14 protein-coding genes and 2 pseudogenes are annotated in these 11,811 nt (G+C 58.4%); 9 read left to right on the top strand and 7 right to left on the bottom strand.

Annotation, left to right across the window (positions count from 1 at the left end):
• Positions 1 to 45: 45 nt before the first annotated feature.
• The 6 genes and pseudogenes from JCM15764_RS29975 (at position 46) to JCM15764_RS28570 (ending at position 2,892) form a co-directional block, all read left to right on the top strand.
• The gene (locus tag JCM15764_RS29975; protein ID WP_279384465.1) at positions 46 to 246 is read left to right on the top strand and encodes an iron-sulfur cluster-binding protein; all 201 of its coding nucleotides are present in this window, start codon (positions 46 to 48) and stop codon (positions 244 to 246) included.
• Between the two features lie 43 nt (positions 247 to 289).
• Positions 290 to 1,105, top strand: a pseudogene (locus JCM15764_RS29980) (FAD-dependent oxidoreductase); the annotation flags it as partial.
• A gap of 106 nt (positions 1,106 to 1,211) precedes the next feature.
• Positions 1,212 to 1,670 carry an FAD-dependent oxidoreductase gene (locus tag JCM15764_RS29985; RefSeq protein WP_279384466.1) on the top strand — a complete coding sequence of 153 codons (459 nt, stop codon included), beginning with the start codon at positions 1,212 to 1,214 and terminating at the stop codon, positions 1,668 to 1,670.
• A 22-nt stretch (positions 1,671 to 1,692) separates the two neighbouring features.
• A complete protein-coding gene (locus tag JCM15764_RS28560; RefSeq protein WP_369412337.1) occupies positions 1,693 to 1,866 on the top strand; it encodes an AAA family ATPase in 174 nt (57 codons plus the stop codon).
• Entirely contained in the window at positions 1,866 to 2,375 is a 510-nt protein-coding gene (locus JCM15764_RS28565; protein ID WP_369412338.1) for an AAA family ATPase, read from the top strand. The genes JCM15764_RS28560 and JCM15764_RS28565 overlap by 1 nt, the downstream gene beginning before the upstream one ends.
• A gap of 43 nt (positions 2,376 to 2,418) precedes the next feature.
• On the top strand, positions 2,419 to 2,892 hold the full coding sequence (locus JCM15764_RS28570; protein ID WP_369412339.1) for a hypothetical protein: 474 nt from the start codon (positions 2,419 to 2,421) through the stop codon (positions 2,890 to 2,892).
• Here JCM15764_RS28570 and JCM15764_RS23930 read toward each other — a convergent pair.
• The 3 genes and pseudogenes from JCM15764_RS23930 to ercA form a co-directional block, all read right to left on the bottom strand.
• Positions 2,889 to 3,310: pseudogene (locus JCM15764_RS23930) on the bottom strand (PP2C family protein-serine/threonine phosphatase). The gene JCM15764_RS28570 and the pseudogene JCM15764_RS23930 overlap by 4 nt on opposite strands.
• A 37-nt stretch (positions 3,311 to 3,347) precedes the next feature.
• Positions 3,348 to 4,106, bottom strand: a complete 759-nt coding sequence (locus JCM15764_RS14195) for a PAS domain S-box protein (protein WP_054696833.1) — start codon at positions 4,104 to 4,106, stop codon at positions 3,348 to 3,350.
• Positions 4,090 to 5,262: an alcohol dehydrogenase-like regulatory protein ErcA gene (gene ercA, locus JCM15764_RS14200; RefSeq protein WP_243689038.1), complete on the bottom strand. Its 1,173-nt coding sequence runs from the start codon at positions 5,260 to 5,262 to the stop codon at positions 4,090 to 4,092. Before ercA ends, JCM15764_RS14195 begins: the two co-directional genes overlap by 17 nt.
• A 215-nt stretch (positions 5,263 to 5,477) precedes the next feature.
• Between ercA and JCM15764_RS14205 the strand changes: the two genes are divergently transcribed.
• Positions 5,478 to 7,049 carry a sigma-54-dependent Fis family transcriptional regulator gene (locus JCM15764_RS14205; RefSeq protein WP_243689039.1) on the top strand — a complete coding sequence of 524 codons (1,572 nt, stop codon included), beginning with the start codon at positions 5,478 to 5,480 and terminating at the stop codon, positions 7,047 to 7,049.
• Positions 7,046 to 7,438, top strand: a complete 393-nt coding sequence (locus tag JCM15764_RS23935; protein ID WP_243689040.1) for a helix-turn-helix domain-containing protein — start codon at positions 7,046 to 7,048, stop codon at positions 7,436 to 7,438. The genes JCM15764_RS14205 and JCM15764_RS23935 overlap by 4 nt, the downstream gene beginning before the upstream one ends.
• 306 nt (positions 7,439 to 7,744) lie before the next feature.
• Here the strand turns inward: JCM15764_RS23935 and JCM15764_RS14210 are convergent, their stop codons facing one another.
• From JCM15764_RS14210 to JCM15764_RS14220, 3 genes are all read right to left on the bottom strand, one after another.
• Positions 7,745 to 8,155, bottom strand: coding sequence for a hypothetical protein (locus JCM15764_RS14210; RefSeq protein ID WP_054696837.1), 411 nt, complete (start codon positions 8,153 to 8,155; stop codon positions 7,745 to 7,747).
• 66 nt (positions 8,156 to 8,221) lie between these two features.
• On the bottom strand, positions 8,222 to 8,647 hold the full coding sequence (locus JCM15764_RS26955) for an aldehyde ferredoxin oxidoreductase C-terminal domain-containing protein (RefSeq protein ID WP_279384467.1): 426 nt from the start codon (positions 8,645 to 8,647) through the stop codon (positions 8,222 to 8,224).
• Positions 8,644 to 10,413, bottom strand: coding sequence for an aldehyde ferredoxin oxidoreductase C-terminal domain-containing protein (locus tag JCM15764_RS14220; RefSeq protein ID WP_054696847.1), 1,770 nt, complete (start codon positions 10,411 to 10,413; stop codon positions 8,644 to 8,646). Before JCM15764_RS14220 ends, JCM15764_RS26955 begins: the two co-directional genes overlap by 4 nt.
• Positions 10,414 to 10,616: 203 nt before the next feature.
• Between JCM15764_RS14220 and JCM15764_RS14225 the strand changes: the two genes are divergently transcribed.
• Positions 10,617 to 11,609 carry a hypothetical protein gene (locus JCM15764_RS14225; RefSeq protein ID WP_054696850.1) on the top strand — a complete coding sequence of 331 codons (993 nt, stop codon included), beginning with the start codon at positions 10,617 to 10,619 and terminating at the stop codon, positions 11,607 to 11,609.
• Here the strand turns inward: JCM15764_RS14225 and JCM15764_RS14230 are convergent.
• A partial coding sequence (locus tag JCM15764_RS14230; RefSeq protein WP_243689041.1) for a hypothetical protein occupies positions 11,600 to 11,811 on the bottom strand: 212 nt, incomplete at its 5' end. The two genes, JCM15764_RS14225 and JCM15764_RS14230, sit on opposite strands and share 10 nt — an antisense overlap.

Genomic DNA, 11,811 nt, shown 5'->3' on the forward strand with positions numbered 1-11,811 from the left:
GACCCGCCCCTACGGCATCGAAACCATCGTCAGCTCAATCCGATCATGATCGACGGCACCGGCATGTGCGGCGGATGCCGGGTGGTAGTGGACGGCGAATCCAGATTCGCCTGCGTCGACGGCCCCGAATTCGACGGACATAAGGTCGATTTCGCCGGCCTGAGCGACCGCCTTACCACCTATCGCGACCATGAAACCCATGCCGCCAATGAATGCAGACTCACCAGGGAGGTGGTCCATGCCTGATACGTTGACCATGAAAGACCGGATGGCCATGGAAAGGGTCCACATGCCCGAACTGGATGCCCAGACGCGCAGCAGCAACTTTGAAGAAGTGAATCGCGGGCTGAACCTGGCCCAGGCGGTGCGGGAGGCCAAGCGCTGCATCCGGTGCAAAACCCGCCCCTGTGTAGACGGTTGCCCTGTGGGGGTCTCGATCCCCGAGTTCATAGATGCGCTGGCAAAGGAGGAACTGTCTGAAGCAGCCCGGATACTCCAGGTGGACAATGCCCTGCCAGCGGTCTGCGGACGGGTCTGCCCCCAGGAAAGCCAATGCGAAGCCAAATGTGTGCGCGGCGTCAAGGGTGAGGCAGTGGCCATCGGCTACCTGGAACGATTCGTCGCTGACTGGGCCATGGCCAATACCAACCAGCTGACTGCCGTAAAACCGCCTTCCTCCACGGGCAAGTCAGTTGCCGTCGTCGGCTGCGGCCCTGCCGGCCTGACTGCCGCAGGCGAACTGGCCCGCCAGGGGCATGGGGTGACCATTTTCGAGGCACTCCATGATACCGGTGGCGTACTGCGCTATGGCATACCCGAGTTTCGCCTTCCGAAGCAGATTATCGACGTGGAAGTGGAGCGGCTCCTTGATCTGGGCGTCCGCATCGAGTGCAACGTCATCATCGGCAAGACCCTTACCCTTGAACAGCTCCGCAGCCAGTTCGATGCGGTTTTCATCGCCAATGGCGCCGGGCTGCCGGTGATGCTCAACCTGCCGGGAGAAAACCTCAAGGGTGTTTACTCGGCCAACGAATATCTGACCCGGGTCAACCTCATGGAGGCTGGTCGCAACCCTGATGCCCCGACCCCCATCATCAAGGGAGCCTCGGTGGCAGTGATTGGCGGCGGCAATACCGCCATGGATTGTGTCCGCACCGCCAGGAGCTCGCGCCGAAAGGGCGATGATCATCTACCGCAGAAGCGAGGCGGAGATGCCTGCGCGGGTCGAGGAAATCCGCCATGCCAAAGAGGAGGGGGTGGAGTTCGTCATGCTGACCGCACCGCTGGAGATAATCGGCAGCGACGATGGCTGGGTTGCGGCACTGCTTTGCGAAAAAATGGAACTTGGTCAAGCCGATGAGTCGGGACGGCGCAAGCCGGTTCCCGTCCCCGGCTCCCGGTATCACATGAAGGTGGACGTGGTGGTCAATGCCATCGGCACCCGCTCCAATCCGCTGCTTACCGCCACCGCACCCGATCTGGAGCTGAACAAGTGGGGCAACATCGTCGGCGACGGAGAGGGGGCCACCAGCCTGACCGGTGTCTATGCCGGGGGTGACATCGTCCGTGGCGGCGCAACGGTTATCCTGGCCATGGGAGATGGAAAAAGGGGAGCTGCAGCCATCGACGGCTATCTGAAACAGTATGTTTTTACAGGCAAGGGTTATTAGCCAGAGGAGGATCCCTGAAACCATGTGCAGAAAGATCTTTATTGCCGCAACCGGCCAGAATACCGGTAAGACCACCATCAGCCTCTCGCTGGTCCACCTGGCACGGCAGCGGTACAAGCGGGTCGGCTTCATCAAGGCCATAGGCCCAAGTGCCAGGAATTCAACGGCTGTATCGTTGACAAGGATGCGGCGCTGATGGCCCGGGTGTTCGGCATGGAGGAAGATATCCGCCTCATGTCACCGGTTGTCCTTGGCAGAGGCTCCACCAAGCGCTTCCTTGACGGACAGCTGACCACGGCTGAGCTGGAAGAAAGGCTGATCCGCGCCTGTGGAGAGATGGAACGCAAATACGATTTTCTCATTATCGAAGGGGCGGGACACGGGGGGGTCGGGTCGGTGGTGGGACTGAGCAACGGACGGGTGGCCAGCCTCTGCGGAGCCCCGGTCGTCATGGTCAGCGGCGGCGGTATCGGCAATGTGATCGATTCCGTCCTGCTCAACCTTCCCCTCTACCGGGGCGAGGGAACACCGGTCCGCCTCCTCATGGTCAACAAGCTGCTGCCCAACAAGAGAGAGACCTCCCTTGGCTACCTGTCCAAGCTTTTGCCCCCCTGCCCCTGCCGGTCATGGTGGATTCGACTACTCGCCGATCCTGGCCAATCCCACCCTCAACCACATTGCCCGGCTCCTGGATCACCCCCTTAACGGAGACGCCACGGCCCGCAGCCGCATCGTCCACCATGTCCAGCTGGGGGCCGCTTCGTCACAGAAGGTCATCGACCTGCTGGCCCAATCGACCCTGCTCATCACCACCAGTTCCCGCGACGAATTGATTGTCACCCTTTCGTCCCTCTACCACATCCCCGCCTACCGGGACAAGATCGCCGGCCTGGTCATCCCCGGACAGGCGCCGGTTTCGAGCGTTACCCAGAAGATCCTTGATGCCAGCGGCATCCCCTACATCCGCATCTTCCAGTCCACGGCCGACGTCTTTTCCGCCATTACCGGCCACATATCAAAGATCAGCGGCGAGGATGAGGAAAAAATCGACCTTATCTGCTCCTCAGCGGAAAAGGCCATCGATTTCGATGCCATCGACCGGCTTGTCTGCGATGATGCCCCCTTTTCCACGGCGATGATACGTTATCAGCAGGAGACGTGCATCGTGCAGCCGGTAGTTGTGCATTGGCAGAAGCGTTGCTGTACCTGTGGCTGCTGTTAAATGATCTTCATGACGATCATGGTCACGTCGTCTTCCAGTGCCGTGATGCCGGTAAAGTCCGCCAGCTGCTCGTGGATGGCTGCTATTACCTCCTCGGGAGCCCTTTCACGGCTGGCCGAAACCGTGCTGCACAGCCTGCAGAAGCCGAACATTTCGCCTGCGCTGTTCTGGGCCTCGGTAATGCCATCGGTGTAGAGGATCAGCAGGTCCCCCTGCCGGAGCTGCAGCTCCTTTTCCTCATAGATTTCCTCCTTGCGGACGCGAAGATGAGCCCTTCGGCATCCAGCTTCTGGCAGGAGGCCTCCCCTGACCTCAGCAGCAGCGGCGAGACATGTCCGGCATTGGCATAGGAAAGCATGCGGGTTACCGGCTCGTACTTGACATAGAAGAGGGTGATGAAAAGACCGGCGCGGTTCAAATCCTCATAAAGGACGTCGTTGAGATAGGCAAGGAGCTCACCGGCGCCGGAGACCAGGTTGAACTGAACGGGCCTCTGCTGTCATCAGGGCCGCGCCGATGCTGTGTCCTGACACATCGGCAACAACCAGGTCAACGGTGCACGTCTCCCGGGTATAGTAATCGTAATAATCGCCACCAACATGGGTGGCCGGTACGCAGCAGCCCGCAAGCTGCACCCCCGAAACCTGCGGCGGGCCATCAGGGAGCAGGGAGAGTTGAATCTGCCTGGCCAGCTCCATATCGCGCAGCATGCGGGAATTTTCCAGCATCACCTTCTCCGCCCGTAACCGTTCAGTGATGTCGCGTGCCACTGCTACGCCGTAACAGTTCCTGTTCAGGTTGACGATCCTGATGGCGATCTCGGCAGGGAAGTTGCCTCCTGAGCACCGATACAGCCGGGTCATGATGGTGTCCCGGTCTCTTCCCTCGCCGGCGCCGATGGTGGCCAGGTGCGTGATCCGCTGCAGGTCTTCCCCGGGCACGAAATCGTGGAAGGTCATGGAAAGCATCTTTTCACGGGGGCAATCCAGCTGACGGCAGGCGGATTCGTTGACATCGACAAAGGTAAATGAGGGTAACTGAAAGAGGAAGATACAGTCATTGCTCTCATTGACGAGGGAGCGAAATCGTTCCAGTTCATCAAGCTTCTGCTGCAGCTCGGGATAGTAGGTCTTGCGCAGGGAGCGCTCTCCCAGGCCAATGATCTTCTCCCGCTGGACGCTCCAATCCTCCCCGCCATCAGAGGGCTTTGTCATAGATCTCCTCGATGTCGTGCCGAGTCATCTGGCGAGGATTGGTAAAGATGCACGGATCGTTGATCGCCTTCTCTGCCAGCTCCGCAAGGTGGTCATGGGTGATTCCCATCTCTCTCAGGCGGCTCGGAAGCCCGGCCTCCCGAATCAGGTGCTGGAGAAATGATGTGAGGGCCGTTCGGCCGGTATCAGGGAGGGAAGGGTCATAGTTGAGGCCGATGGTCCTGGCCACCTCCAGGTACCTCTGGATCGCACTGGAGAAATTGAAGTCGACAACGTGGGGCAGCAATAGGGCATTGCATTCGCCATGGGGGTAGGAGAGCAGTCCTCCCAGGCTGTGGGCCATGGCATGGACGGCCCCCAGGCTCGCATTGGAAAAGGCCAATCCGGCCTGCAGGCTTGCCAGCATCATCCTGCCGCGCAGCACCAGGCTGTCAGGCTGTTTCAGGGCCGGCAGCAGGTTGGCCGTAACCAGCTGCATGGCCTGCAGCGCGTGCACATCGGTAATGGGTGAATGAGCCGTTGACACAAATGCTTCTATGGAATGGCACAGGGCGTCAAGGGCGGTCGCAGCGGTGAGCTCCCGAGACATGGTCGTGGTAACCACAGGATCGATGAGAGCCACATCCGGCACGAGCATCTTGCTGATGATGGCGATCTTCACCCTTTTCTCCACGTCAGTGATGATGGCGAACTGGGAAATATCGGCGCCAGACCCGGAGGTGGTCGGGACACAGATGAGGGGAGGGCTGGGAAGATCCACCTTGTCGACCCCGACAAATTCCAGCACGTGGCGCCGGTTGGAACTGACGATGCCGATCCCCTTGGCGCAATCAATGGGACTGCCGCCCCCTACGGCAAGAATGGCATTGCAGTTGGCGCTCCGATAGAGCTCTGCTCCGGCCATGACTTCTTCCGCTTTGGGATTGGAAGTCAACGCTGAAAAGACGGTATGGTCCAGATCGACAGACCTGAGAGTATCGAGGATTTCCTCGGTCCAGCCGGCGGCGATGATGCCGGGATCAGTCACCACCAGCACCTTGCGCGCACCGAAGTTCCTGGCGTACCTGCCCGCCAGTTTTCGGGCATCAATACCGAAAATGAACTCGGGCGCCACGAACTTGCGCAACTGAAATTCACTGGGCTCCATCACGATCATGTGCCCCCTCAGGCAACTAAGAGTATTTTAACAAATGGTAAAGAAAAAGACAGGTACTGCAGAAACCTTGCTGAAGGTTACATCCATCACAAGTTCTCAAAATTTCGTACGAATCCAAGCGAAAACAGGGACAACTTCCCGTTGACAAAATTGGCAGCAAAAGCCGATAATTCATTAAACGAACGCACCTTTTTCCCATGACCAAGGACCTGGAGATGGCACCACAAAAACTGTTGGCAATGCAGAAAACCTGGCAACGCTACATGGAGACTCACGAGCTTGACGTTCAGCTGTTGCGCCCGGAGGTGGCCAGTTCGTGGCAGCGCTGCCGCCATCTCAACGTCAATCCTTTCCAGGAAGCCGATGGCTACGTCAATCAATTGGAACTGAGGGAGCGGATTTACCACAAACAGTATCTCCTCAAGGTCGCCCGCCCGTTCATGGATAACCTCTACAACTTCGTCAAGGGGTCCGGTTTCCAGGTCGTGCTCACCGATGAGCTCGGATACCTGCTGGAGGTACTGGGGGACAATGAAATAGTCAACCGCACCCGCCAGGTCCTGCTCTGCCCGGGGGGTAACTGGAGCGAGTCCCAGCAGGGCACCAACGCCATCGGCACCGCCATCGTCGAGAAGAAGCCGGTGCAGATCTATGCCTGGGAACATTACTGCAAATCCAACCATTTCCTCACCTGCTCCGCTGCCCCCATCTTCAATCCCGAAGGAGAGGCAATCGGCATCCTCGACATCAGCGGCGATTATCGCGTCGCCAATGCCCATACCCTGGGCATGGTTGTGGCCGCGGTCAACGCCATCGAAAACCAGCTCCGCCTGCAGAAGGCCACCGACAAGCTCTATACGGCCTACCGCTACTCCAATACCCTGCTGGAAAACATGTCCGACGGCCTCATCTCCATCAACAACAACGGCATCATAACGGAAATGAACGCCAAGGCCGGCGAGATTCTCGGCTGCAACCCTGCACTGGCCAAAGGCCGCCATGTGGAGAAGATCTATAATGCCCGGAACACCCTTCTGCAGGTGCTCTCCGAGGGAACTGAATACGAGGACCGGGAGATCATCATCGAGAAGCTGGGACGGAAGATTTACAGCTCGGCGACGCTGCTGCGCGATGATGCTGGTGGCGCCATCGGCGCCGTTGCCGTCTTTCGCGAAATGAACAACAGACAGCCGGTCAGGCGCCCCACCATCCTCCAGTCCCACAGCTACACCTTCGACAACATCATCGGCGCCAGCCCGGCCATTACTGCTGTCAAGGAGTGGGCAAAACTTGCCGCCGCCAGCCCCTCCACCGTCCTCGTCATGGGAGAAAGCGGGACAGGCAAGGAATTGTTTGCCCAGGCCATCCACAATGCCAGCCCCCGGGGTGACCGTCAGTTCATCGCCCTTAACTGCGCCGCCCTGCCGGAAAGTCTCATCGAGAGCGAGTTGTTCGGCTACGAGGAAGGCACCTTCACCGGCGCCCGCAAGGGAGGCCAGGCCGGTAAATTCGAGATCGCCGATGGCGGCACGCTGTTCCTCGATGAGATCGGTGACATGTCCGCCAATGTGCAGGCCAAGCTTTTACGGGTGATCCAGGAAAAGAAGGTCTCCCGTATCGGTTCCGCCAACGAGCGGCCTGTGGATATCAGGATCATCGCCGCCACCCACAAGGATCTGGCCGAAGAGGTCCATGGCGGCAGGTTCCGGCAGGACCTCTACTACCGGCTCAACGTACTGGAAATCAACATTCCACCTTGCGTGAGCGGAGAGAAGACCTGCCAGTGATTACCGCACACCTGATAGAGAAAATGGCGGCAAAACTCGGCCGGGACGTACCGGCGGTCGGTAACGGCTTCATGGAAAAGGTGGTGGCCTATGGCTGGCCCGGCAACATCAGGGAGCTGGAAAATGCCATTGAGCGGGCTGTCATTAGAGCGGGAATTGGCGGCCTTCTGACAGCAGAGCTGCTTGAGATGCAGTCAGCGCAGGCCGTGAAGCCGGAAATGCCCGCACCGGTGGTGAAGGAAATCAGGGCGTTACGCGAAGTGGAATGCGATATGATTGTCGATGCACTGGCCTTCTACCAGGGCAATATCCAGAAAGCCGCTGCCAAGCTTGGTATCGGCCGCAACACTCTTTACCGGAAAATGAAGGAATTCGGCATTTCTTTCTGAAGCGTCTGCTACTCCGCAAAAGGGCTCTTAAGACATTTCCGGGGAAGGCAGTTGTGGCATCGGGAGTGAGCGACGAGCTACAGCGGCGAGCGGACACCCGCCGCATTTTGAACGGAGGCGATCCGCCGTTTCAGGCATCCTGCGTCATTACACGGGCGGCACCGCAAGGTCCGCAGCTGTGGCGACAGAGCGAAAGGACGATGTCGCGACTGCCTTCTAGTTCCACAGTTCCCCGATGAGCAAAAAAAGAGCCCCGTCGGCACTGCCGGCGGGCTCTTTTTTTCCATCCTATCCAGTGAGCTTTACCTATTTTACTTCCTTCAGCTCATTGATGTCCTTTCTAGTCTGCTCCTTCGCATCCTTGACATCCTTCACCGTCTGCTCTTTTTTCTTTTTCAGGGAGTCAATCCGCTCCTGCTTCTTCTTTTTTGCTGCATCAATCTGCTCCTGACGCTTTTTCTTCGACTCGGCAGATTTTTCATCCTGCTTCTTCTTGGCGTCCTTCAGTTCTGCTTCTTTCTTCTTCGCCTTATCGGTCAGCTCGGTCTTTTTGGCATTCAGGTCCGTTTCTTTCTTGGCAGCCTGCTCTTTCAGCGCCTGTTCTTTTTTCATAAGTGCATCGGTTGGAGAAAAATCGGCATTGATCTCCGCAGCGGATGCAACCCCGGCAAAGGCCAGAAGGGCCAAACCGGCTGTAACAGCAACCATTTTCTTCATAAATCCTCCCTCTCAAAAATTGATAACAGCGAACCGGGGCATAGCATACCACTTCACTTAACATAGTCAAGCCGGCGCGACAATCTCCTGCAGTCCGGCTATTTTTTCCTGGGTCTCGGCGGTCAGGTAACCCCATAGCCCCAACTCCTGCAGGGTGTCGATGAAGGGGATGCCGGCACGGTTCCAGCCACGCTCCGCATAATAAACATCGATCAGCCGCTGCAGCTCCTGCTTGCGATAATCCATGAGGACTACACGCTTGCGGGACGTGGCCATGGCGGCCACTTCCTCTCCGGATACGCCGAGAATCCCGGCCACTTCGCCGTCATTGTAGTCCCCTTCCAATTCGTAGAGGGCATCATCAGTGGGACCGATGGCCCGGTCGGGGATCCAGTCGCAGGTTCTGGTCTTGTCGCCGAAGCGCACCACGTTCATCACCCGCTGCAGGTTGATGTCCCGGTCGGTTTGGGCGAAAATTTCCTCCCAGCTCATGTCGGTGCCAAGCATGCTGTTGAAGAAGTCGGCGTAGATTTCCTGGGACGCGGGTTGATATGGATGTCGGTATCGGTGCGCCTGGCCGATTCGGGATTGAAAACGTCCACCCAGGGGAGCTTGCACAATCCCAGGTTGTCATTGCCCAGTCTGACCCGCGGATAGGAAATCAGGGCCCAGGCCTTTTCTTCGAAAGTGGGAAAAGCGCCGAGCAGGTCGGCCTTGATCAGCCAGGCAGCGGCGTGGTGGGCTCCGATGTCGCTGGCGGCAGCGTAGGAGCTGCATGGAGAGGGAACGATGGGTGCGGTAAAAGGAAAAGGGGAGTCCTTTGGTCTGCATGGCGAAGAGGTCCAGTTCACCCCTGACATCCTTGCCGGTTTTCGCCTTGCAGCCGGCGGCGACCCAATCCACCAGGGGAAGCATCCCCCTCCTGCCTGCTTGTACAGCTCACCCTGGCCGCGAGCAAGGCGGTGAATAAATTCCAGCGCTGCCCCCTCATTGCCCCAGGTAAGCTCAAGGCCATCGGCAGCGGCGCTGGTCAGGAACCCGCGCTGGAAGCACTCCATGACAAAGGCCAGGATGGTGGCGGTGCTGATGGTGTCGATGCCATAGTTGTCGCAGTGCCAGTTGGCTTCCAGGATGAACTCGGGATTCCAGATGCCCAGGTTGGAGCCGAAGCCGGCGGCCGTCTCATATTCCGGGCCGTCAACCCAGACCCGGCTCCCCTTGTGGGCGCCGGAAACCAGCGTCACCCATCCTCCCTTGTTGCACTGCAGGTTGCAGCCGGGAAAGCAGCCATCCATGCCGCGATGCTCGAAGAGATGCTCCTCGTAATGGCTGCCGCAGATCTGCGGCGCTCGTGGGTCGGAACCTGCCTGAAAATTGTTGACCGGGAGTGACTGGTACTCATCCTTGCTCATGAAGGTGATCAGTCCGGCGCTCCCCTTGCGCGACATGCGCAGAGAAGTGGGATCCACCTCCTTGACCACCTGGTGCAGCCGTTTACCTGCATCCTTTGCCCGCTCCCAGTCTGCCGCCCCATAGGGGTTTTCACCCTGGGGGTAGGCAGCCAGCACAACGATGGCCCTGATGCCCTTGCCGCTCATCACCGAGCCGATGCCGGTACGCCCCGCCTGCTTGGTGCGGTACACGCCTCGCCCATTCGGCGTCGGTTTGGTCATATCGAAATAATGACTGTTGATGCAGCCGAAGGTGGTATGGTCGGCGCCGATGCCGGTTGACATGAAGGCGATGTGGCGGCGGTCGACTCCCTGGCCGGTATAGCGTTCATCGATCATTCGCTCCAGGTCGAAGGCCTCATCCAGATGGGCGATTTCTTCAACAGCCACCTGATGTTTCAGGCCATCGATGATGATCATCACATCGCGTCCCGCCTTGCCGGTGACCTTGAGGGCATCGAAGCCCGCATATTTGAGGAAAGCCCCGAAATAGCCGCCGAAGTTGGAAACGCCTGGCACGCCGGTGATTGGGGAAAGGGAGACCGCCATGGCCTTGGCCGTGCCTGGAAACTGGGGAATACCCCCCAGAGGACCGTTGGCGAGAATCAACGGGTTTTCCGGATCAGTGGCCCTGGTGGTTGAAGTCACACTCTGGTGTAACAGGTACAAACCGAGGCCTCGGCCGCCAATAAAGTAATCCCTGACGTGCTCATCAAGCATCGGCGCCTCAATGGCACGGGACGGGAGATCGATGGTAAGAATGCGGCCGGCATAGCCGTGGTTGAGCTTAGTTGCTTCGTAATGCATGGCTGTTTTCCTGTCTCTGGAAATATAGTCGGCGAATCAATGGGATGCACCGTCAAACCCTGGATATATAGCACATCCCTCTTCCATGAGTCCATGTTTTTGCGGTCAGCCATGGATGGCAAAGGTTGCTTTATGGTCGACAGCGGTAATAATTAGATCTGATTCATACTTCTGGATACAGCTCCCAGGGAGGAAGCTTTTCCATGTCGGCCGACCACCTGTCCCCTACGACGAGAAAAAGCGTATATAAATGCCGTCTGATTATTCTGTTCCTCTGTTTCTTTATTTTGCCGACGGAAGCAATCGGCGAGATCGACCCGGAACGTCGGACCAATATGGAAGTGGGTTTTGCCGGGCCGCTGTACAACAACGGCCCATTGGGCGGTTATGGCATGGTGCTTTTCAACCGGCCCCATTTTCGCGCCCCGGACACATACCTCCTGGCCATCCTTTCCCCTTATCTGTTCGCCGAGGTGATACGCGACAAGTGGCCGACAGAGGGGCATGCCCTTGGCCTCAGCATCGGCGGAGGCTTCCTCATCAACGATTTCGACCAGGTCCGTGACGGCAGCTACGTGCGGCGTGAATCCTTCCGGGGGCATGGCGCCGATGCCGCCTTCTCCTATTACCTGCGGCCGCCACCCATCGGGGGTGAACTGCCGGTGGACGGCATTCTGCGTTTCGCCTCCCGCTATGCCATCTACCAGCGCAGTGGGGATACCGATCCGACTTATCTGCTGCCGGCTGACAGCTTCGTTCATTCGGTGAAGGTGGGTGTGCGGGTGGGTGGCGTTCCTCCCGAGCTTTTGCCAGAAAAGGCACTGGAGCTCTCCCTCTGGCATCAGGTTGATTATCGGGTAAAGACCGGCCCCCACGGACTGCCTGGGCAGCGGCAGGAGACTGAGCACCTGACCCAGCAAACCTGGGGAAGCCTTGGCGGCGCCATGCCGCTGTGGCGGGAACAGAGCGGATCGGTGATGATAAGCGCCGGCACTTCGGGCAGGACCGATGAGCTGTCCTGCTACCGCATGGGGAGCGGTCTCCGTTTTCAGGACGAAGTGCCTTTAATCCTGCATGGGTATTACTTCCGTGAAATCTTCGCCCGCAGCTTTTTCCTGCTCAACACATCCTACAGGTTCGCTCCCATCCCCGCCATGGAGCGCCTCCAGCTGCAATTGAACTATGATTACGCCTGATCGGCTATCTGCCCGGACATGACCTGCCGCGCAGCAGCCTGAACGGGCTTGGAGCGGATATCATCCTCCGGTTCCCGGCTGATATCACCCTCATCACGGGGTATGGTTACGGCGTCGATGGGCCACGCCATGGCGGGTTCGGAGGGCATCAGATCAATGTGATGTTTGAATGGAAAATGTGACAGGCTAGGAGTCTGTCGGA

This window comes from Geotalea toluenoxydans JCM 15764 (genome assembly GCF_001311985.1).
Taxonomy (GTDB): domain Bacteria; phylum Desulfobacterota; class Desulfuromonadia; order Geobacterales; family Geobacteraceae; genus Geotalea; species Geotalea toluenoxydans.